The organism is Rhodococcus sp. T2V (assembly GCF_029269925.1).
Classification (GTDB): domain Bacteria; phylum Actinomycetota; class Actinomycetes; order Mycobacteriales; family Mycobacteriaceae; genus Rhodococcus_F; species Rhodococcus_F koreensis.
Genome location: NZ_JARJBD010000014.1, coordinates 114,173 through 134,049 on the forward strand (window position 1 = coordinate 114,173; position 19,877 = coordinate 134,049).

At 69.3% G+C, this 19,877-nt stretch carries 17 protein-coding genes; 6 read left to right on the forward strand and 11 right to left on the reverse strand.

Translation table 11 applies throughout. The features are described 5' to 3' along the window. Positions 1-810, forward strand: a complete 810-nt coding sequence (locus P3H15_RS14790; RefSeq protein WP_276137923.1) for a xanthine dehydrogenase family protein subunit M — start codon at positions 1-3, stop codon at positions 808-810. Then, positions 807-3,530, forward strand: a complete 2,724-nt coding sequence (locus P3H15_RS14795; protein WP_276137924.1) for a molybdopterin cofactor-binding domain-containing protein — start codon at positions 807-809, stop codon at positions 3,528-3,530. Before P3H15_RS14790 ends, P3H15_RS14795 begins: the two co-directional genes overlap by 4 nt. Here P3H15_RS14795 and P3H15_RS14800 read toward each other — a convergent pair. Further along, positions 3,527-4,003: an NUDIX domain-containing protein gene (locus P3H15_RS14800; RefSeq protein WP_276137925.1), complete on the reverse strand. Its 477-nt coding sequence runs from the start codon at positions 4,001-4,003 to the stop codon at positions 3,527-3,529. The two genes, P3H15_RS14795 and P3H15_RS14800, sit on opposite strands and share 4 nt — an antisense overlap. A gap of 9 nt (positions 4,004-4,012) precedes the next feature. Next, entirely contained in the window at positions 4,013-5,317 is a 1,305-nt protein-coding gene (locus P3H15_RS14805; protein WP_276137926.1) for an NAD(P)/FAD-dependent oxidoreductase, read from the reverse strand. 154 nt (positions 5,318-5,471) lie between these two features. Between P3H15_RS14805 and P3H15_RS14810 the strand changes: the two genes are divergently transcribed. Next, complete coding sequence (locus tag P3H15_RS14810) at positions 5,472-6,371, forward strand: LysR family transcriptional regulator (protein WP_276137927.1); 900 nt, start codon at positions 5,472-5,474, stop codon at positions 6,369-6,371. Here the strand turns inward: P3H15_RS14810 and P3H15_RS14815 are convergent. Next, a complete protein-coding gene (locus tag P3H15_RS14815; protein ID WP_276137928.1) occupies positions 6,368-7,312 on the reverse strand; it encodes an alpha/beta fold hydrolase in 945 nt (314 codons plus the stop codon). The two genes, P3H15_RS14810 and P3H15_RS14815, sit on opposite strands and share 4 nt — an antisense overlap. A 116-nt stretch (positions 7,313-7,428) precedes the next feature. Between P3H15_RS14815 and P3H15_RS14820 the strand changes: the two genes are divergently transcribed. Next, on the forward strand, positions 7,429-8,022 hold the full coding sequence (locus P3H15_RS14820; RefSeq protein WP_276137929.1) for an NTP transferase domain-containing protein: 594 nt from the start codon (positions 7,429-7,431) through the stop codon (positions 8,020-8,022). Positions 8,023-8,103: 81 nt separating this feature from the next. On the opposite strand, the gene P3H15_RS14825 is transcribed toward P3H15_RS14820, so the two are convergent. Then, positions 8,104-8,922 (reverse strand): ABC transporter permease, encoded by an 819-nt coding sequence (locus P3H15_RS14825; RefSeq protein WP_072939452.1) that lies wholly within the window; start codon positions 8,920-8,922, stop codon positions 8,104-8,106. Beyond that, positions 8,919-9,875, reverse strand: a complete 957-nt coding sequence (locus tag P3H15_RS14830) for an ATP-binding cassette domain-containing protein (RefSeq protein ID WP_276137930.1) — start codon at positions 9,873-9,875, stop codon at positions 8,919-8,921. The genes P3H15_RS14825 and P3H15_RS14830 overlap by 4 nt, the downstream gene beginning before the upstream one ends. Positions 9,876-10,024: 149 nt before the next feature. Here P3H15_RS14830 and P3H15_RS14835 point away from each other — a divergent pair, with 149 nt between their 5' ends. Together P3H15_RS14835 and P3H15_RS14840 are read left to right on the forward strand one after the other, a co-directional pair. Then, positions 10,025-11,665 carry a LuxR C-terminal-related transcriptional regulator gene (locus P3H15_RS14835; protein ID WP_346348780.1) on the forward strand — a complete coding sequence of 547 codons (1,641 nt, stop codon included), beginning with the start codon at positions 10,025-10,027 and terminating at the stop codon, positions 11,663-11,665. Positions 11,666-11,774: 109 nt separating this feature from the next. After that, entirely contained in the window at positions 11,775-12,884 is a 1,110-nt protein-coding gene (locus P3H15_RS14840) for an NAD(P)/FAD-dependent oxidoreductase (RefSeq protein ID WP_276137932.1), read from the forward strand. On the opposite strand, the gene P3H15_RS14845 is transcribed toward P3H15_RS14840, so the two are convergent. From P3H15_RS14845 to P3H15_RS14870, 6 genes are all read right to left on the reverse strand, one after another. Continuing rightward, positions 12,856-14,025, reverse strand: coding sequence for a lipid-transfer protein (locus P3H15_RS14845; protein WP_276137933.1), 1,170 nt, complete (start codon positions 14,023-14,025; stop codon positions 12,856-12,858). The genes P3H15_RS14840 and P3H15_RS14845 overlap by 29 nt on opposite strands. Next, complete coding sequence (locus tag P3H15_RS14850) at positions 14,022-14,444, reverse strand: MaoC family dehydratase (RefSeq protein ID WP_276137934.1); 423 nt, start codon at positions 14,442-14,444, stop codon at positions 14,022-14,024. The genes P3H15_RS14845 and P3H15_RS14850 overlap by 4 nt, the downstream gene beginning before the upstream one ends. After that, on the reverse strand, positions 14,441-15,436 hold the full coding sequence (locus P3H15_RS14855) for a bifunctional MaoC family dehydratase N-terminal/OB-fold nucleic acid binding domain-containing protein (protein ID WP_276137935.1): 996 nt from the start codon (positions 15,434-15,436) through the stop codon (positions 14,441-14,443). The genes P3H15_RS14850 and P3H15_RS14855 overlap by 4 nt, the downstream gene beginning before the upstream one ends. 14 nt (positions 15,437-15,450) lie before the next feature. After that, positions 15,451-16,602 carry an acyl-CoA dehydrogenase family protein gene (locus tag P3H15_RS14860; RefSeq protein WP_276137936.1) on the reverse strand — a complete coding sequence of 384 codons (1,152 nt, stop codon included), beginning with the start codon at positions 16,600-16,602 and terminating at the stop codon, positions 15,451-15,453. Further along, positions 16,587-17,627, reverse strand: a complete 1,041-nt coding sequence (locus P3H15_RS14865; protein WP_276137937.1) for an acyl-CoA dehydrogenase family protein — start codon at positions 17,625-17,627, stop codon at positions 16,587-16,589. The genes P3H15_RS14860 and P3H15_RS14865 overlap by 16 nt, the downstream gene beginning before the upstream one ends. 83 nt (positions 17,628-17,710) lie before the next feature. After that, positions 17,711-19,873 (reverse strand): acyl-CoA dehydrogenase, encoded by a 2,163-nt coding sequence (locus tag P3H15_RS14870; RefSeq protein ID WP_276137938.1) that lies wholly within the window; start codon positions 19,871-19,873, stop codon positions 17,711-17,713. Between the last annotated feature and the right edge of the window lie 4 nt (positions 19,874-19,877).

The window sequence follows — 19,877 nt, forward strand, 5'->3', positions numbered from 1 at the left end:
ATGGATCTGTCGTTCGTGACGGAGATCTCGGCGCCGCGCAGCCGGGACGACCTGCCCGCGCCGGAACCCGGAACGGCGTACCTGGCGGGCGGCACCTGGCTGTATTCGGAGCCGCAACCAACGGTCACCCGGCTGGTCGACCTGGCCACCCTCGACTGGCCTGCGATCACCGTCCACGACGACGGACTCGAACTCGCCGCGACGTGCACCATCGAGAACCTCTGCAATGCAACGCTTCCCGCCGAGTGGTCGGCGAAGAACCTGTTCCGGCCGTGCGCCGAGTCGCTGGTCGCGTCGTGGAAGATCTGGCACACCGCGACCGTCGGCGGCAACCTCGCGCTGGCGCTGCCTGCCGGCGCGATGATCACGCTGTGCTGCGCGCTCGACGCCGAACTCCTGATCTGGTCCGCCGACGGCAGTGAACGCCGGGTTCCGGTAGAGCGGTTCGTCACCGGGGCCGGCAGCACGACGCTGGGGGCCGGTGAACTGATCCGCAGCATCCACCTCCCCGCCGCCGCGTTGCGGGGCCGCACGTCGCTGCGGAAGATCGCGTACTCGCCGCTCGGACGGTCCGGTGCCCTGCTCGCCGGACGCGCCGGCGCGGACGGATTCACGCTGACCGTCACCGCGTCGACCGTCCGCCCGTTCGTCCTGCGCTTCCCTGCCGTTCCCGGCACCGATCTGTTGAGCGCCGCTCTGGCCGAACGGATCTCCCCCGACGACTACCTGACGGACGCGCACGGCGCCGCGGACTGGCGTCGCCACGTCACGGGCGTGCTCGCCGAGGAGATCCGGAGGGAGCTGGAATGAAGTTGACGGTCGACGGTCAGTCGGTGGACGCCGACGCACGGCCCGGTCAGTGCCTGCGCACCTTCCTGCGGGAACAGCAGCGGTTCGCGGTCAAGAAGGGCTGCGACGCCGGGGATTGCGGCGCTTGTTCCGTGCTGCTCGACGGCGCCCCGGTGCACTCCTGTGTGGTGCCGGCGCATCGTGCGGAGAACCGCGAGGTGACCACCGCCGCCGGTCTCGGCAGTCCCGACCGACTCCATCCCGTGCAACGGCAATTCGTCGACGCGGCGGGATTCCAGTGCGGGTTCTGCACACCCGGGATGGTGGTGACCGCGTCCGCGCTCGACGCCGGACAACGCGCCGACCTGCCGCGCGCACTGAAGGGAAATCTCTGCCGCTGCACCGGTTATCGCTCCGTCCGCGACGCCGTCGGCGGCGTGTGCACCACCGAATCGGACAGTGCCGGTGAGTCGTTCGGACGGTCAATTCCCGCACCCGCGGCCACCCGGGTGGTGTGCGGAGCCGAACCGTACACGCTCGACCTGGCCGTCGACGGGTTGACCCACATCCAGATCCTCGGCAGCCCGCACCCGCACGCCCGCATCACCCGCCTCGACACGTCTGCCGCCGAGCGACTGCCCGGCGTCCACGCGGTGCTCACCCACCGCGACAGTCCGGGCGTGGCCTTCTCCACCGCGCGTCACGAGTTCCGCACCGACGACCCCGACGACACCTACGTATTCGACACGATCCTCCGGTTCCGCGGGCAACGCGTCGCCGCCGTCGTCGCGGACTCCGTCGACATCGCCCAGCGCGCACTGCAGTTGATCGAGGTGGAATACGAGGTCCTCGAACCGGTCTTCGACCCCGACCTGGCGCGCCGCCCGGGTGCACCCCTGCTGCACGGCGACAAGGGCCCCGAGTCCCGGATCGCGGACCCGGCCCGGAATCTGGTGGCCGAGGTCCACGGCGAGACCGGCGACGTCGCCGCCGGGCTCGCGGCGGCGCGGGACACGGGCGCGGTGGTGGAGGGCACGTGGCAGACCCAGCGCGTGCAGCACACGCATCTCGAAACCCACTCCGCCATCGGCTGGCTCGACTCCGACGGTCGCCTCACCCTCCGCAGCAGCACCCAGGTGCCCTTCCTCGTCCGCGACGAACTCGCTCACCTGTTCTCGCTCGACCGCGCGCAGGTCCGGGTGTTCACGGCCCGCGTCGGGGGCGGCTTCGGCGCGAAGCAGGAGATGCTGGTGGAGGACCTCGTCGCCCTCGCCGTGCTACGCACCGGCCGACCGGTGCAGTACGAGTTCACCCGGTCCGACCAGTTCACGATCGCCCCGTGCCGGCATCCCATGCGGGTGTCGGTGAAGGTCGGTGCCGACGGCGACGGCAAGCTGACGGCACTCGCCGTCGACGTGCTGTCGGATGCCGGTGCGTACGGCAATCATTCGGTGGGGGTGATGTTCCACGGTTGCAGCGAATCCGTTGCGCTGTACCGGTCGCCGAACAAGCGGGTGGACGCCCAGGCCGTCTACACCAACAACCTGCCGTCGGGGGCGTTCCGTGGCTACGGGCTGGGGCAGATCATCTTCGCGGTGGAGTCCGCGCTCGACCAACTGGCCGCGGAGCTGGGAATCGATCCGTTCGAGTTGCGTCGTCGCAACGTGGTCGTCCCGGGTGACGACTTCGTCGATTTCGAAGTCGAACACGGCGACCTCACGTACGGCAGTTACGGACTGGACCAGTGCCTCGACTTGGCGGAGGCCGCACTGCGCCGCGGCAACGACGCGCTTCCACCGGACGGGCCGCAGTGGCGGGTCGGCGAGGGCATGGCGGCGTCCATGATCGCGACCATCCCGCCGCGGGGGCACTTCGCGGACGTGTCCTGCACCCTCGTCGAGGGCAGCCGGTACGAACTGCGGGTGGGCACAGCCGAGTTCGGGAACGGCACCACCACCGTGCACGCGCAGCTCGCCGCGTCCGCGCTCGGCACCACCGCCGACCGGATCACCGTGATCCAATCCGACACCGACGTCGCCGGGCACGACACCGGAGCATTCGGTTCGGCAGGCACGGTCGTCGCCGGGAAGGCGGTACATCTCGCCGGAACCCGGCTGCGGGAGCAGCTGTTCGAGGTCGCCCGCCGCGTCGCCGGCGCCGGCGAGGACAGCGACTGCGCGCTCACTCCCGACGCGGTCGTGGTCGCCGGGCGGACCGTCGAACTCGACAAGCTGGTGCCCGAGGGTCCACTCCGGGCCGAGGGCCACCACGACGGCACCCCGCGGTCGGTGGTGTTCAACGTGCACGCCTTCCGAGTCGCGGTCGACACCGTCACCGGGGAGGTCCGGATCCTGCAGTCCATCCAGGCGGCGGACGCCGGCACGGTCCTCAACCCGCAGCAGTGCCGCGGGCAGGTCGAGGGCGGCGTGGCGCAGGCCATCGGCAGCGCGCTGTACGAGGAGATCCTGCTCGACGGCGCCGGGACCGTCCTCAACCCGCAGCTGCGGAACTATCACATCCCACAGCTCGTGGACGTGCCGGACACCGAGGTCTACTTCGCGGACACCTACGACGAGCTGGGCCCGCACGGCGCCAAGTCGATGAGCGAGTCCCCGTACAACCCGGTCGCCCCGGCCCTGGCCAACGCGATCGCGGACGCCACCGGCGCCCGGCTTCGGCGGCTCCCGATGACCCCCGCCGCCGTCTGGCGTGCGGCTTCGCCGCCCGTGAGTACTTGTTAACCGCCCGACGTTAACAAGTACTCACGGGCGCGACGCGCAATGGGACGCTGGCCCTTGACCAGCTTCGTTTCGGCGACATCCGACGGGAACCAGCGGGCGTCGTCGACCTCGGGGAACTGCTGAATCTTCCCCGACCGTGGCGGCCATTCCAGTTCGAACGTGTTGCTCTCGACGAAGGCGACCTCTTCGTTCACCTCTGCCGCATACACGGTGATCACCTTGCGGGAGGGCTGACGGAATTCGCCGAGCAACTCGTACTCGACTGCGGGCGGCGGTGCGCCGATCTCTTCCTCGTACTCGCGTAGCGCGGCCGCGTAGGGATCCTCGCCGGCGACGTATTCGCCCTTGGGGATCGACCACGCGGCCTCGTCCTTGCGCGCCCAGAACGGGCCACCCATGTGTACGATCCACAACTGGAGCACCCCCGCATCGTCTGTGCGATACAGGAGTACTCCAGCGCTGGTGACGGTCATGGGACCACGTTAGGCCGCGGCGTCCTCTCGCTGGTCGCTCAACTCGATCGTTTCGATCTCCTGGGCGTAGTGGAAGTGCGGGCGGCGGTGTCCGAGGAACGAACCGCACCACGACATCACCGCGACGTACCGGTTGCGGAATCCGACCAGGTAGACCAGGTGCACGGCGAGCCACAGGAACCAGGCGAGCACACCGGTCAGCTCGACCTTGCCGACGCGGGTGATCGCGCGGAACCGGTTGATGATCGCCATGCTGCCCTTGTCGCGGTACGTGAACGGCGTGCCGAGGGCTCGTTTCCCGGTGATGATGGCCGCGACGTGGCGTCCACCCTGCATCGCGAACGGCGACTGCGCGGGCAGGTTGTTCAGCGACGCCATGTCGCCGATCGCGTAGACGTCGTCGTAGCGGCCCACCGTGAGGTCCTCGTCGACGAGCAGACGGCCACCGCGCCCGGTCTCGCAACCGGTCCGGTCCGCGAGCACAGCCGCGAAGTCGTTGGCCTGGATGCCTGCCGACCAGATGATCGTGTCCGCCGTGAGGCGCTTCTCGAAGCCGGTGCTCGGCGACGACAGGGTGGCACCGTGTTCGTCGATGTCGGTGACCATCGTGCCGAGAACCACCTCGACACCCGCCTTCTCCAGCGAGTCCTGCGTGTACTTGCTGAGCTTGCCGCCGAAGACCGGCAGCGTCTCGTTCGCACCCTCGACGAGGGTGACGGTGACCTCCTCGGACGTGATGTCGCGAAGCGACTTCTCGAAGTAGCGGCCCGCCAGTTCCTTGATCTGACCTGCCAGTTCGACACCGGTCGGGCCGGCGCCGATCACGATGAAGTGCAGCAGGTCGCGGCGACGCTCCGGGTCGGAGGTGGTGTGCGCCTCCTCGAAGCAGCGGACGATCTGCCTGCGCAGCCGGTCGGCGTCGGCGACGGTCTTGAGCGCGTACGTGACCTCGGCGAACTCGTCGCGCCCGAAGTAGGCCTGCCGGGCGCCCGTCGCGGCGATGAGGCTGTCGTAACCGATGGTGTGGCGGATGCTGCCGGCCTCGTAGACGACCTCTTTCTTGTCCGGGTCGACGTCGACGACGCGGCCCAGGCGGACGTCGCCGCTGGGGTACTTGGCGAGGATCGCGCGGATGGACGGCGCGATCTCGCCGGGTGAGATGACACCGGTCGCGACCTGGTACAGAAGGGGCTGGAACAGATGCTCGGTGGTCTCGGAAATCAGCACGAACGGCGTGCCGGCCTTGCCGAGCTTCTTCGCCGCCGCGAGTGCGCCGAATCCCGATCCCACGATGACGACCTGTGTGCGATCCACCGAAAACCTCCTACTGCTTCATGCGTCTACTTAGCTCCGCGTATGAGCTCCACATTAGGGATCGACCGGCGTTAATTGCCAGTAAGCTGGGGAAATCGAAATAGTGTTATCTCGATTGCTCATAAGTCTTCCCCGAAGGACGTAACCTCAGATCATGGAGTTCCGACAGCTTCGCTACTTCCTCGCGGTCGGCGAGGAGGGCAGTTTCTCGCGCGCGGCACAACGCTGCTTCATCTCCCAGTCGGCGATCAGCCATCAGATCGCCAAACTCGAAACCGAGTTGGGCACCACCCTGCTCGAGCGGTCGACGCGCGCCACCCGGCTGACCGCGGCGGGCGAACGCCTGATGCCGATCGCCGCGGAGATGATGGGCCTCGAGGCGCGCGCGCTGTCGGTGGGACTCGACCCGCGCAACCGACTCCGGATCAGTGCGAGCATGAGCTTCGCGACCCAGAGCCTGGAAGCGATATCGCTTGTCCGCGAAGACTTCCCGCAGCTCGACATCGAATTCGTCATCAAGGATTTCACCGACCGAATGACCGCGGTCGCGTCGGGCGACGCCGACCTCGCGCTCATCCGCGGCGGCGTCGACCGGCCGGGCCTCGAAACCGTGGAATTCGGGCTCGAAGACCTGGTGATCGTGACGTCGAGCAGACACCCGCTGGCCGGGGTCTCGACCGTCGACCTCGGCGAACTGGCGCCGTACCCCCTGCTGCTGCCGCCCCGCAGCAGTCAGATCCTGATCCACAACGTGGTCGAGGACGCATTCCGGCAGGTCGGGCAGCGGGTGATGCTAGGACCGTCGATCCCGAGCGACCACACGGCCACCCTCGACGTCCTCACCACCCCGCGGTCGTGGACCGTGCTGTACGCCGACACCGCCGACGCCACGCCCCGCCGGGGGCTGAGCTTCCTGCGCGAAGCGCACGATCGGCTGCGCATCCCGGTGTGCGGCGTCGTCCGGAGCGGAACCGCGACGCGACCCGAACTGACGCACCTGTTCCGCGCGCTCGCCCAGTCGATCGCCGGGACCGGCGGAACCGCCGAAATCTAGACGTCGATCAGACCGTGCCGGTCGACCCACGTCAGCACGCGGTCGAGCATCGCGTCGGGAACTTCGAGCTGTGGAGTGTGCCCCACGTCCGCGAGAATTACGCTGTCCCACCGCGGATTCGCGGTCGCCACCTTGCGGGCCGCCGCGACCGGGACCAGCCGGTCACGGTCGCCGTGGAGCAACAGAACGGGCTGCGCGATCGACTGCATGGCATCGAGATATCGCCGCGGACGCGCCAGTACGCGCATCAGGGAGCGACTGGCCTGAAGGAACGCCGCGTCCTCGGACGGCAGTGCGCGGCGATAACCCACGAGCGCCGTTGCGGCGTCCAGAGAATCCTCCGACGCCCGGCTCGGATCGGCGAAGCACAGGTCGATCGTGCGCTCGACCAGCTGCCGGTCCGTCATCTTCCGGCTCGAGTACTGCAGGAACCGCTCCCCCACGAACGGGGTGAAGTACATCGCGAACTGTGCGGCGACCCGCGGGTCCGGAATCCGTTGCGCGACGGGCAGTGCGGGGTCGACCAGGATCAGGGCCGAGACGGTCTCCGGGTGCGCCGCCGCCTCGAACAGCGAGATCATGCCGCCCATCGAATTGCCCATCAGGATCACGGGGCGGCCGACGACGTCGCGCAGGAAGCGGTGCAGCACCTTCGCGTTGGCGCCGACGCCCGTCCGGCGTCGCCCGGACGGGCTGAGCCCGAATCCGGGGAGATCGACGGTGAGCACCCGGGTGCGCCGCGCGAGGACCGGCGCGATCCGGACCCAGTTCAGGTGCGAGCCGCCGAGCCCGTGGACCATCACCACCGGAGGGCACCCGGTGTCCTCGCCGTATTCGACCCAGTGAACGGGACCGTCGAGGTCGACGATGCTGCCCGCGCCACCCCATCGCTGCGCGAATCCCCGCTGGGCGGGTTCGACGACTCTGTTCGGATCCACCATGCGTCCGTCCGTTCCGATTGGGCGTGCCGTTCGTCGGGCCCGCCGAGGTCACCGGCCAGTCTACGGCCGCACCGACGTATGTTTGAACGCATGCAACGCGGGACGGTGAGTGTTCGATGACGATCGGGGGCGTGCTGCTCGCGGCCGGGGCCGGTTCGCGCATGGGTATACCGAAGGCACTCGTCGTCGGCGCGGACGGGGAACCGTGGCTCGCGCGCGGGGTCCGAATCCTGTCGGAGGCCGGATGCGCGCCGACCGTCGTGGTGCTCGGTGCCCGCGCCGACGAGGCCGAGCACCTGCTGCCGGGCGTCGTCCCCGTCACCGTCGGGATCGCGGACGACTGGCAGTCGGGGCTGTCCGCGTCCCTGCGCCGGGGGCTGGAGGTCGCGGATGCGTTCGACGACGTCGACGCCGTCGTCATCACCCTCGTCGATCTCCCCGACCTCGGTGTCGACGCCGTCCGGCGGGTGGTGTCGGTACCCGGCGACAGCCCGGCCGGTGATGCCCGGTCGGCGCTCCGCCAGGCCCACTACGGCGGACGCCCGGGGCACCCGGTTCTGATCGGCCGGGACCACTGGCTCCCGTTGCGGCGCAGCCTCACCGGGGACTCCGGCGCACGGAAGTACCTCGCGGCACACGGCGCCGAGACGGTCGACTGCTCCGATCTGGGCTCGGGACGCGACGTCGATTCGCCGCGCGAACTCCACTAGCGCCTCGGACGAACGGGACGCTCGTTCGATCTGACGCAACGGGCGTCCCGTTCGTCCGGCGACAGCACGGCCGGCAAGCGCTCAGCGGCTGACCGCCTTCTTGTACCGCCGGATCGCGAACGGTACGAAGATCACCAGCAGGACCGCCGACCACAGGAGTGAGGCGATGACCGGGTGCTGCAACGGCCAGGCGTCGGGAACGGTCATGGCCGGGTTGGTGTTTCCGAACAGTTCCCGCACGGCCTGTGTCACCGCGGACACCGGGTTCCATTCGGCGATCACCTTCAGCGGACCGGGCAGGTTGGTGGTCTCGACGAACGTGTTCGCGATGAACGACAGCGGGAAGATGACGATGAAACTGGCATTGTTGAACACTTCCGGGGTGCGGATCCAGAGCCCGACCACCGCCATCACCCAGGACAGGGCGTAGGCGAACAACAACAGGAGCAGGTAGCCGAGAACGGCTTCGCCGAGACTCGAGTGGATGCGCCACCCGATGATCAAACCGGTCAGCGACATCACGACGAGGCTGACGATGTTGATCAGGACGTCGGTGGACGTGCGGCCGAGGAGGACGGCGGACGGGGCCATCGGCAACGACCGGAATCGGTCGATGATCCCCTTCTGCAGATCCTCGACCATCCCGAGGCCCGTCCACGTGGCCCCGAAGATGACTGTCTGCGTGAAGATCCCGGCGATCAGGAATTCGCGGTAGGACATTCCGGGAACCTGGATCGCGCTGCCGAAGACGTACGCGAACAGCAGCACGAACATGATCGGCGACAACGTGGTGAACACGATGAGGTCGGGGACGCGTTTGATCTTGATCATGTTGCGCTTGGCGATCGTGAGCCCGTCCGCGAGCGCGGTGTGCACGGACGCCGTCTGTGGTGCGCTCATGAGACGTGCTCCTCTTCGGCTTCGTGTCCGGTCAGGGTGAGGAAGACGTCGTCCAGGGTCGGTCTGCGCAGACCGACGTCGAACACCTTCACTCCTCGATTGGAGAGTCGTCCCAGCGCTTCGACGAGGGCGTCCGCACCGCCGGTCACCGGCACCGTCACCCGGCGGACGTTCTCTTCCAGCAGGATGTCGCCTGCGGCGAGTGAGGCCAGTTCGTCGCGCACGACGGAGAGGTCGATGCCCTCCCGGACGCTCAACTCGATGCGCTCACCGCCCACGCGGTCCTTCAATTCGTCGGCGGTTCCGCGGGCGATGACCGAACCGTGGTCGATCACCGCGATCTGGTCGGCGAGGCGCTCGGCCTCCTCCATGTACTGGGTGGTCAGGAGCAGCGTGGTACCCCGGGCGACCAGATTGTCGATGACGTCCCACAGTGCCAGCCGGGCGCGGGGGTCGAGCCCGGTGGTCGGTTCGTCCAGGAACAGCACCTCCGGCTCGGCCACCAGCGCTCCGGCGAGGTCGAGACGCCGGCGCATGCCGCCCGAGTAGCCCTTGACGGGGCGATCTCCCGCCTCGACCAGGTCGAACTGTTCGAGCAGTTGGCGAGCGCGCGCCTTACTGCGTTTGGCCCCGAGGTGGTAGAGCCGCCCGACCATCTCGAGGTTCTCGAAACCGGTGAGGTACTCGTCGACGGCCGCGTACTGACCCGACGCGCCGATCCGGGACCGGAGCACCCGCGCGTCGTGGACGACGTCGAGACCGGCGACCTGCGCGCGGCCGGCGTCCGGGACGAGGAGGGTGGTGAAGACGCGTACCGCCGTCGTCTTGCCTGCGCCGTTCGGGCCGAGCAGCGCCATCACCGTTCCCGACGGGACCGCGAGGTCGACCCCGTCCAGCGCTGTGACCTTGCCGTACTTCTTGACCAGACCCTCTGCCGTTATCGCATCGACCATCAGAAGTTCCCATCCGTTGGCGTGTCGACCCAGTGTGACTCGAGGCACCGACAGGTGCAGCGGATTATTCGACGTTCCGGGCAGGCCCTCTGCGGCGGTAGTCTGAAATTCGGGCAGGTCAGCGCGCAGATCTTCGGCAGGAGACCATGATGTCGGATGCGGCGTCGGAACTCCGGACGGGCCGTGCGGCCTTCGAGCGGCGGGACTGGCGCGACACCTACACCCGCCTGTCGAGCGCCGATCGGCAGAACCCGCTACCGGGTGACGACCTCGAACGGCTCGCCACCGCCGCCTACCTGCTCGGTGAGGACGACGCCAGCACCGAATGGTGGGAGCGGGCGGTGCACGAGTGGACCCGCACGGGTCGACCGGTGCGCTCGGCGCGGTGCGCGTTCTGGCTCTCGTTCGGCCTGCTCATGCGGGGTGAGCACGCCCGCGGCGGCGGTTGGCTGGGCAAGGCGCAGCGACTTCTGGACACCGCGGGCGTGGACTGCCCGGAGCGTGGCTACCTGCTGGTGCCGCAGGGGCTGCGCCGGATCGACGACGGCGACGGCACCGCGGCCCAGGACATCTTCCGCGCGGTGACGGACGTGGGCATCCGATTCGCCGACCCGGATCTGACGACGCTCGGGGTGCTGGGCACCGGCCATTCGCTCGTCCTGCTGGGGCACGTCGCGGAGGCGGTGTCCGCCTTCGACGAGGCGATGGTCGGGGTGACGTCCGACAACGTGTCCCCGGTGGTCGCGGGCATCGTGTACTGCGCCGTGATCGAGCAGTGCCAGAACATCTGCGACCTCAGGCGGTCCCGGGAATGGACTGTGGCGCTGGAGGAATGGTGCTCTTCGCAACCCGGACTCGTCCCCTACCGCGGCCAGTGCCTCGTCCACCGTGCCGAGATCCTGCAACTGCAGGGCGAGTGGCCGACGGCGATGGACTCGGCGCGGCGGGCGCACGAGCGACTCGCCTCGCAACCCGCGGCCGGGTCCGCCGCCTACGTGATGGCCGACCTCCACCGCCTGCGCGGCGAGGTCGCCCAGGCCGAGAAGTTGTTCCTGGAGGCGAACCGCTTGGGCAGGCGCCCGCAACCCGGACTCGCGCTGCTGCGGATGGCGCAGGGGCGGGTCGGCAGCGCGGCCGCGTCGATCCGCTGCGCGCTGGACGAGGCCACCGGCGCCGTGGAACGCGCCCGGCTGCTGCCCGCGTGCGTGGAGATCCTGCTCGCCTCGGGCGACGTCCCGGCGGCGAGATCGGCCGCGGACGAACTCGACTCGACAGCAACCGGGTTCGCGATTCCCTATCTGTGCGCCCTGGCCGCGCAGGCTTCGGGATCGGTGCTGCACGCCGAGGGGCGGGGCAGTGACGCGCTGACGGTTCTGCGTGACGCGTGGCGGCGCTGGCAGGAGATCGGCGCGCCCTACGAGTGTGCGCGGGTCCGGGAGTCGGTCGCGCTGGTCTGCCGCGACCTCGGCGACGACGACACCGCGCAGATGGAGCACGACCTCGCGTCCGCCACGTACCGGCAACTGGGCGCGCTCCCCGACCTCGAGCGACTGCGGGCGGAGTTCCGTCCCGGGTCCGCGGACTCCACTCCGCTGACCCCGCGTGAAGTGTGCGTGCTCCGGCTCGTCGCGGCGGGCAAGAGTAACCGGGCGGTGGCGACGGAACTGTTCCTCAGCGAGAAGACGGTCGCGCGGCACCTGAGCAACATCTTCGTCAAGCTGGGAATCTCGTCGCGGTCGGCGGCCACGGCCTATGCCTACGAGCATCACCTCGTCGGCCCGGCTACATGAAAGTACCCATACGGTCGTACGTATCTGCGCCTTTCTCCCGACGCGCCCGGATCGGCCTCGCTCCTAGCGTTGAGCACAACCACCGAACGCCGAGGGAAGAAGGCACCCGATGTCCACAGAACGTTTCGACACGATCGTGATCGGTGCCGGACAGGCCGGCCTCGCCACCGGCTACCACCTCGCCGAACGCGGGCAGCACTTCGTGATCCTCGACGCCCACGACCGCGTCGGGGACGTGTGGCGGGAGCGGTTCGACTCGCTCCGGCTCTACAGTCCGGCCCGGTACGACGGGCTGCCCGGCTGGGGAATTCCCGCCCCCGCCTGGTCCTGGCCGGGGAAGGACGAGGTCGCCGACTACTTCGAGGCCTACGCGGAGCGGTTCGCGCTGCCGGTCCGGACCGGCGTCACCGTGGACGGACTGTCCCGTCTCGGCGACCGCTACGTCGTCACCGCCGGGACGGACCGATTCGAGGCCGGCAACGTCGTCGTCGCGTCCGGCACCTGGCAGACCCCGGTCATCCCCGGCCTCGCCGACCGCCTCGACCCCCGGATCCGGCAACTGCATTCCAGCGACTATCACAATCCCTCCCAACTGCAGGACGGGCCGGTGCTGGTGGTCGGGTGCAGCCACTCCGGCGCGGACATCGCCCTGGAGGTCTCCCGTTCGCATCGCACCACGATCTGCGGTCCCGTCCGCGGTGAGGTGCCGTTCGACCTCGAGGGGCGCGCCGCGCACGTCGCCATCCCGATCATGTGGTTCATGGCGAATCACGTTCTGACCGAACGCACCCCCATCGGCCGGAAGATGCGCGCCCACGTCCGCTCGGGCGGCGGCCCACTGCTGCGGGTCAAGCGCGCCGACCTGGCCGCGGCTCGTGTGGAGCACTTCCCGGCGAAGGTCACCGACGTGCGCGACGGCAGACCGATCCTGGACGACGGCACCGCACTCGACGTCCGCAACGTGATCTGGTGCACCGGGTTCCGCAAGGACACGACCTGGATCCAGATCCCCGTCACCGGTGCGGACGGGTGGCCCGAGCAGTCCCGCGGAGTCTCACCCGACCATCCCGGACTGTATTTCGTCGGTCTGCCGTTCCTGCAGGCTTTCGCGTCGATGCTCACCGGCGGGGTGGGCCGCGACGCCGCCTACGTCGCGAAACACATTGCGCGCAGGCAGTCACGGGCCGGTGTCAGGCCGTCAGCACCAACCCCGACGTAGGCACCCCCGTGCCTGCGGTGACGAGGACGTTCTGCGCACCGGAGACCTGGTTGACGGACGTGCCGCGGATCTGCCGCACCCCTTCGGCGATGCCGTTCATGCCGTGGATGTAGGCCTCCCCGAGCTGGCCTCCGTGGGTGTTGAGCGGCAGGCTGCCGTCGAGATCGATGGTGCCGTCGGCGATGAAGTCCCTGGCCTCGCCGCGACCGCAGAAGCCGAGCTCTTCGAGCTGCATCAATACGTATGGGGTGAAGTGGTCGTACAGGATCGCCAGATCCATGTCCTGCGGGCCGAGTCCGGCCTGATCCCACAGTTGCCTGCCGACCAGTTCCATCTCGGGCAGTCCCGCGAGCTCGGGCCGGTAGTAGCTGGTCATGATGTACTGGTCGCTGCCGCTCCCCTGCGCCGCCGCCGCGATCACCGCCGGCTTCTGCCGCAGATCCTTCGCCCGCTCCGGCGACGTGACCACGATCGCGATGCCGCCGTCGGACTCCTGACAGCAGTCGAGCAGGTGCAGCGGTTCGGCGATGAAGCGGGAATTCTGGTGGTCCTCGAGGGTGATCGGCTTGCCGTGGAAGAAGGCGTTCGGATTGGTGGCCGCGTGCTTGCGGTCGGTGACCGCGACCCGCCCGAAGTCCTCACTCGTGGCGCCGTATTCGTGCATGTACCGCTGCGCGACCATCGCGACGAACGCCGCAGGCGTCGACAGGCCGTGCGGGTAGGAGAACGCGTTGTCGGTACCGGACGAGTTCACCTGCTGCACCAGACCGGAGTTCACCTGCCCGAACCGCATCCCCGATCGCTCGTTGAACGCCCGGTACGCCACCACCACGTCGGCGACGCCGGTGGCGACGGCCATCGCGGCCTGCTGCACGGTCGCGCACGCCGCGCCCCCGCCGTAGTGGATGCGGCTGAAGAACTTCAGATCCGGGATACCGACCGAACGGGCCACAGCCGCTTCGGTGTTGGTGTCCATCGTGAAGGACGTCAGCCCGTCGACGTCCGCCGGTGTCAGCCCGGCGTCCTCGAGCGCCGCCGTCACGGCCTCCGCCGCCAGCCGCAGTTCGCTGCGGCCCGAATCCTTCGAGAAGTCGGTGGCGCCGATCCCGGCGATGACAGCCTTGCCCGACAGCCCGCTCATGCACCCGCTCCGTTCGTGCGTCCGTCCAGGACGAGGGTCACCTTCGACGTGATGTGGTTGCCGAGAGCGTTCTTCCCGACGACGTCGAGCGTGACGACGCCGTCGTCCACCGACGCCACCGTGCCGCTCAGCGTGAGCGTGTCGTAGGCGTACCACGGCACCCCGAGGCGCAGCGCGATCGACCTGATCACCGCGGTCGGTCCCGCCCAGTCCGTGACGAACCGCTGCACCAGACCGGTGTCGGTGAGGATGTTGACGAAGATGTCCTTCGATCCGCGCTGCTGCGCCAGGTCGCGGTCGTGGTGGACGTCCTGGAAGTCGCGCGTCGCGAGTGCGGCCGAGACGACGAACGTCGGGTCGCCGATGACGGACAGTTCCGGAAGCGTCGTTCCCGCGACGACATCGAGAGTGGACGTCATGACTGCTCCTTCGCTCCGCGCTGCCACGCGTACAGGGTCCACGGGGCGCCGCCCGTCTCGTCGTCGCCGGGGAAGTCGAGGTAGATCGCCTCCACGGGCATCCCGATCGTCACGTCGGCGGGCTCGACCCCGCGCAGTTCGCCGAGCATGCGGACGCCTTCCTCCAGTTCGACCAGCGCCACCACGAACGGCAGCGAACGTCCCGGGACCTTCGGCGCGTGGTGGACGACGTAACTGAACACCGTGCCGCGGCCGGACGCGACGACGTAGTCCGTCGCCTCCGTCTTGTCCTTCCACAGCGCGGGCACCGGCGGGTGCTGCAGCGACCCGTCCTCGCGCTGCTGGATGCGTAGTTCGTGCGCGGCCACGCCGTTCCAGAAGAACTGGGTGTCCTGCGAGGCGCTGGGCCGCATCATCCTCGACGGGTCCAGGTCGTCGTAGGACGCACCCTGCCCGTTCCCCGACGGCCCGGGCCGGTCGGTCTTCGGCATGAACTTCAGGATCCGGAACAGCATCTCGGCCACCGGTTCGCCTGCGGAGTCGCGCCACACACTGCGCGTGTTGAAGAACCACCCCTCGCCGAGGCCCGTCTTCTTCGGGCCCACCACGTCCTCGAGGGTCGTGGTGATGGTGACCTCCTCGCCGACCGTCAGGTAGCGGTGGTAGATCTGATCGCAATTGGTGGCGACGACGGACGTGAACCCGGCCTCGTCGAGGATGGTCGTCATACGCCCGAGCGGGTCGTCGGTTTGCCGAACGGCGTTCAGGCCCTGCATCGTCCACACCTGCGCCATCGCGGGCGGGGCGACGATGCCGTCATGTCCCGCTGCCCGCGCCGCCGCCTCGTCGACGTAGATCGGATTCTTGTCGCCGATCGCCTCCACCCAATTGCGGATCATCGGCAGGTTGATCGGGTCCCGTCCGGGCCGGGGAGCGCTCGGACCCGCCGACCGGACCTCTTCTGCGGCAGCGAGAATCTGTTCGGAACTCATATCGCGCGGCGCTCCTATCGCGGGACTCGGGGAAGTTTCAGGCCGGCTGTCGCGATCAGCTCGCGCATCACCTCGTTGACGCCGCCGCCGAACGTGATGACGAGGTTGCGTTTCACCTGCATGTCGAGCCACGTCACGAGGTCGGCGGTCGCCGGCTCCGACGGGTCGCCGTAACGTCCGACGATCTCCTCCGCGAGCCTGCCGATGCGCTGAATGCGTTCGGTGGCGAACACTTTCGTCGCGGACGCGTCGGCGATGTCGACGGCATCCGACTCACTGGACGCGACCTGCCAGTTGAGGAGTTCGTTGAGGCGGTACGTCGCGTGGATCTCGCCGAGCGCGCGCCGCACGTCCGGTTCGCCGAGCAGGTCGTGCACGACCGCCCAGTTGCGAACGCGGTCGTACAGACCCCCGACCCGCCCGGCGGGCCCGAGCATGACGCGTTCGTGGTTGAGCTGCGTGGTGATCAGGCGCCAGCCCTGATTCTCCTCGCCCACCAGCATGTTCGCGGGCACCCGGACGTCGGAGTAGTACGTGGCGTTGACGTGGTGCGCGCCGTCGCACGTGATGATCGGCGTCCAGCTGTAGCCGGGGTCCTTGGTGTCCATGATCAGGATGGAGATGCCACGGTGTCGCGAGTCGGACGAACCGGTGCGAACGGCGAGCCACAGGTAGTCGGCGTCGTGGCCGCCGGTGGTGAAGATCTTCTGGCCGTTGACGACGTACTCGTCCCCCACCCGGGTGGCCGTGGTCCGCAGCGCCGCCAGGTCTGTTCCCGCCTCGGGTTCGGTGTAGCCGATCGCGAAGTGCACCTCGCCCGCCAGGATCGCGGGCAGGAACTTGCGCTTCTGCTCCTCGGTGCCGTAGGTCTGCAGCGTCGGCCCCACCGTCTGCAGCGTCACCGACGGCAGCGGAACATCGGCGCGCACAGCCTCGTTCACGAAGATCTGCTGCTCGATCTCCCCGAAACCGCGGCCGCCGAACTCCACCGGCCAGCCCACCCCGAGCCAGCCGTCCTTCCCCATCCGGCGGATGACCTCGCGGTAGGTGGCGCCGTGGCGCTCGGTGCGCATCACCTCCGCCTCGGCCGGGGAGATCAGCCCGGAGAAGTAGCGCCGGAGTTCCGCCTGCAGCGCACGCTGCTCGTCGGTCAGATCGATGAACACCGGGCCCCCACGAGGTCGAGTCGGTACGAGGCGCCGCCGACGAGGCGGGCCAGGTCTTTGGCGGTCGAGTAGTAGCGGTGCAGCGGGTACGTCACGTCGACGCCGATCCCGCCGTGCAGGTGGTGCAGCACCTGCATGGCGGCGGGCACCTCGGCGGCGATCCAGTAGGCCATCACGTCCAGATCGTCCTGTGCGTCCAGGCCCTCGGACACCCGCCACGACGCCGCGAGCGCCGACACGTGGAGGGTGCGGGACGTGACGTAGACGTCGGCGATCTGCTGCGAGACGGCCTGGAACGTGGCGAGCGGCTTGCCGAACTGGTGCCGGGTGGCGAGATGTTCGCCCGCCAGAACCGTTGCACCGGAGAGCAGCCCGTCGGCCACCGCCCCGATCGAGGCCAGCGCGATCCGGTACAGCGTCTGCACCGCGTTGTCGCCGGCCGCGAGCAGATCGCCCCGCGCCCGGTCGAACGTGATCGCGAATTCGGGACTGCCCGACGCCGAGGGTGTCGGTGCGAGCGTGACGCCGTCCGCGTCCGGGTCCACCAGCACCACCCCAGCATCCGTCGGGACCAGTATCCGATGCGCCTGCTCGGCATACGGGACCGCGAGCACGCGCCCGGTGACAGAGTGGCCGTCGCCGTCCGCGACCGCGGTCACCGACGGCCGTGCCGGGAACTGCGCCCCGGGTTCGGCGAGCGCCGCGGTGAACGTGCGACCGTCGGCGAGACCGGTGAGCAGGGCGTCCTGTTGCCCGTCTTCGCCCAGCGCGACGATGGGCAGCACCCCGAATCCGAGCGTCGCCAGCGCGGGGACCTGCGCCGCCTTCCGCCCGACCTCGGTCAGCAGCGCGCCGACGTCGGTGACCGAGAGCCCTTCGCCACCGAGACGTTCCGGCAGCGCGAGAGTCAGCAGGTCGGCGTCGGCGAAGGCGGCCCAGAGGGCGTCGCCGTCGAGGTCGCGGGCCAGCAGTCCGGCCGCGACCTGGGCCACGGCCTCCTGGGTTTCGTCTGGAGTGAAGTCCACGCTGACAATCCCACTTTCAATTTAGAACGTGTTCTAGTTGTATCACCATCCCGGACCCCGCGAAAGGCCGATCGCGGCCCGGCTCAGCCGCGCGGCAGCCCCAGAATCCGCTCGGCCGCCACGGTCAGCAGGATCTGCGTCGTTCCGCCCGCGATGGAGAGGCAGCGGGTGTTCAGGAACTCGCGCGCGAGCGGACCCTCCACCCAGCCGTCCGCGCCGCCGAGTTCCATCGCGAATTCCGCGACCGCCTGCCGCTGACGGACGCCCACCAGCTTGCGGACGCTCGATTCGGGCCCGGGGTCCTGGCCGTCCAGCTGCCGGAGGGTGGTGCGCAGTTCCAGTTGCGAGCCGACGAGAGCGTTGCCGATGAGCCGGCCGAGCGTGTCGTCGGTGACCGGGTCGCCGTCACCCGCGAGTGCGAGCAGTTCCTCCATCGCCGCACCGAGCGAAGAGCCCCCGCCCATCGAGACCCGCTCGTTCGCCAGCGTGGTGCGGGCCAGCTTCCAGCCGTCGCCGAGATTGCCGACCACCAGGTCGTCCGGCACGAACACGTCCTCGAGATACACCTCGTTGAACAGGGCGTCGCCGGTGATCTCGCGCAGCGGCGAGACGGTGATGCCGGGGCTCGTCATGTCGACGAGGAAGTAGCTGATGCCCTTGTGTTTGGGCGCCTCCCGATCGGTGCGCGCCAGGCAGATCGCCCAGTCCGCCTCCTGCGCCCTCGACGTCCACACCTTCTGGCCGTTCAGCCGCCACCCGCCGTCCGCCCTCTCCGCCGACGTCCGCAGCGCCGCCAGGTCGGAGCCGGCGCCGGGTTCGCTGAACAGCTGGCACCAGATGACCTCGCCGCGCAGCGTCGGGGTGGCGAAACGCTCGATCTGCTCGGCGCTGCCGTGCTCGAGGATGGTCGGCACGGCCCACCAGCCGATCACGAGGTCGGGTCTGCCGATCCCGGCGGCCGCCAGTTCCTCCTCGATCAGGATCTGCTCCGCGGCGCGCGCGCCTCGCCCGTAGGGCGCGGGCCAGTGCGGCGCCAGGTAGCCCGACTCGGCCAGGGCGGCGCGTCGCTCCGACTCCGGCCGCGCCACCAGTGCGGCGATGTCGGCGCGGATCCGCGCCCGCTCGGCGCCCAGGCTCGTCAGGTCGATCGACAGGTGCCTGCGAGCGCCCGCCCGGGTCAGTTCCGTGACCCGCGACCGCCAGCGGGCGGAGCCGCCGAGCAGCTGCCGCAGCGACGTCGCCCGGCGCAGGTAGAAGTGGGCGTCGTGCTCCCACGTGAAGCCGATTCCGCCGAGCACCTGGATGCAGTCCTTGGCGGTCTCGACGGCGGCGTCGAGCGTGATCGTCGCCGCCACCGCCGCCGCGACCGGCAGCTCGCCACCGTCCGCATTCCACGCGTCCTCCGCCGCCACGGCCGCGTCCCACGCCGCTGCCCCGGACTGTTCGACGCGGCACAGCATCTCCGCGCACAGGTGTTTGATCGCCTGGAACGAGCCGATCGGTTTTCCGAACTGCTCGCGAATCTTGGCGTACTCCACCGCCGTTCGCAGACACCAGGCCGCGATGCCGGACGCCTCCGCGGCGGCCAGGGTCGCGGCGAGGTCGGACACCAGCCCGTCCCGCACCCCCGTGACCACACGGTCGGCCGCCACCGCCACCCCGTCGCACCACACCCGCGCGAGCGGACGGCTCTTGTCGATCGTGTCGGCGACCGTGATGTTCAGGCCGTCGGATTCGCCGTCGACCAGGCACCACACGACCTGCTCGCCCGTGTCGGCAGGCAGCAGCACGGTCACTCCCGTGTCGCCGCCGATCGCGAAGCCGGCGTCGCCGGTGACCGTCAACCCGCCGTCGGCGCCGAGGGTTGCGTTCACCGGGGAGTTGCCGAGAGCCACCGCGCACGGCATCGCGCCGTCGGCGAGATCCTCGGACCATCGTTTCGCGGCGGCGCCGGAGCTGCGCCCGACGACGAGAGCGGCCAGAGCGGTGGAGAGAACAGGACCCGGGACGAGTTCGGTCGCGGCCCGTTCGAGCATCGCGGCGAGATCGACGATCTCCGCCCCCGACCCACCGACCTCGTCGGGCACGGCGACCGAGAAAATTCCGAGCGAAGAGAAGGACGGCCACGACGTGTGCCACGAATCTGCTGGTCCTTGCCGTACTGTGACCAGCGGGTCCGTCGACCGCGCCCACGCCTGGATCGCACCCGCTGCAGCTCTCTGTTCCTCGGTGGTGGCGATAGTCACAACG

Coding starts and splice junctions, on each gene's coding strand:
- P3H15_RS14845 (WP_276137933.1), bottom strand. CDS start 14,025: ATGAGCGGGCTGTCGGGCAAGGCTGTCATCGCCGGGATCGGCGCCACC.
- P3H15_RS14830 (WP_276137930.1), bottom strand. CDS start 9,875: ATGGTCGATGCGATAACGGCAGAGGGTCTGGTCAAGAAGTACGGCAAG.
- P3H15_RS14820 (WP_276137929.1), top strand. CDS start 7,429: ATGACGATCGGGGGCGTGCTGCTCGCGGCCGGGGCCGGTTCGCGCATG.
- P3H15_RS14850 (WP_276137934.1), bottom strand. CDS start 14,444: ATGACGTCCACTCTCGATGTCGTCGCGGGAACGACGCTTCCGGAACTG.
- P3H15_RS14825 (WP_072939452.1), bottom strand. CDS start 8,922: ATGAGCGCACCACAGACGGCGTCCGTGCACACCGCGCTCGCGGACGGG.
- P3H15_RS14835 (WP_346348780.1), top strand. CDS start 10,025: ATGTCGGATGCGGCGTCGGAACTCCGGACGGGCCGTGCGGCCTTCGAG.
- P3H15_RS14790 (WP_276137923.1), top strand. CDS start 1: ATGGATCTGTCGTTCGTGACGGAGATCTCGGCGCCGCGCAGCCGGGAC.
- P3H15_RS14810 (WP_276137927.1), top strand. CDS start 5,472: ATGGAGTTCCGACAGCTTCGCTACTTCCTCGCGGTCGGCGAGGAGGGC.
- P3H15_RS14815 (WP_276137928.1), bottom strand. CDS start 7,312: ATGGTGGATCCGAACAGAGTCGTCGAACCCGCCCAGCGGGGATTCGCG.
- P3H15_RS14840 (WP_276137932.1), top strand. CDS start 11,775: ATGTCCACAGAACGTTTCGACACGATCGTGATCGGTGCCGGACAGGCC.
- P3H15_RS14855 (WP_276137935.1), bottom strand. CDS start 15,436: ATGAGTTCCGAACAGATTCTCGCTGCCGCAGAAGAGGTCCGGTCGGCG.
- P3H15_RS14800 (WP_276137925.1), bottom strand. CDS start 4,003: ATGACCGTCACCAGCGCTGGAGTACTCCTGTATCGCACAGACGATGCG.
- P3H15_RS14795 (WP_276137924.1), top strand. CDS start 807: ATGAAGTTGACGGTCGACGGTCAGTCGGTGGACGCCGACGCACGGCCC.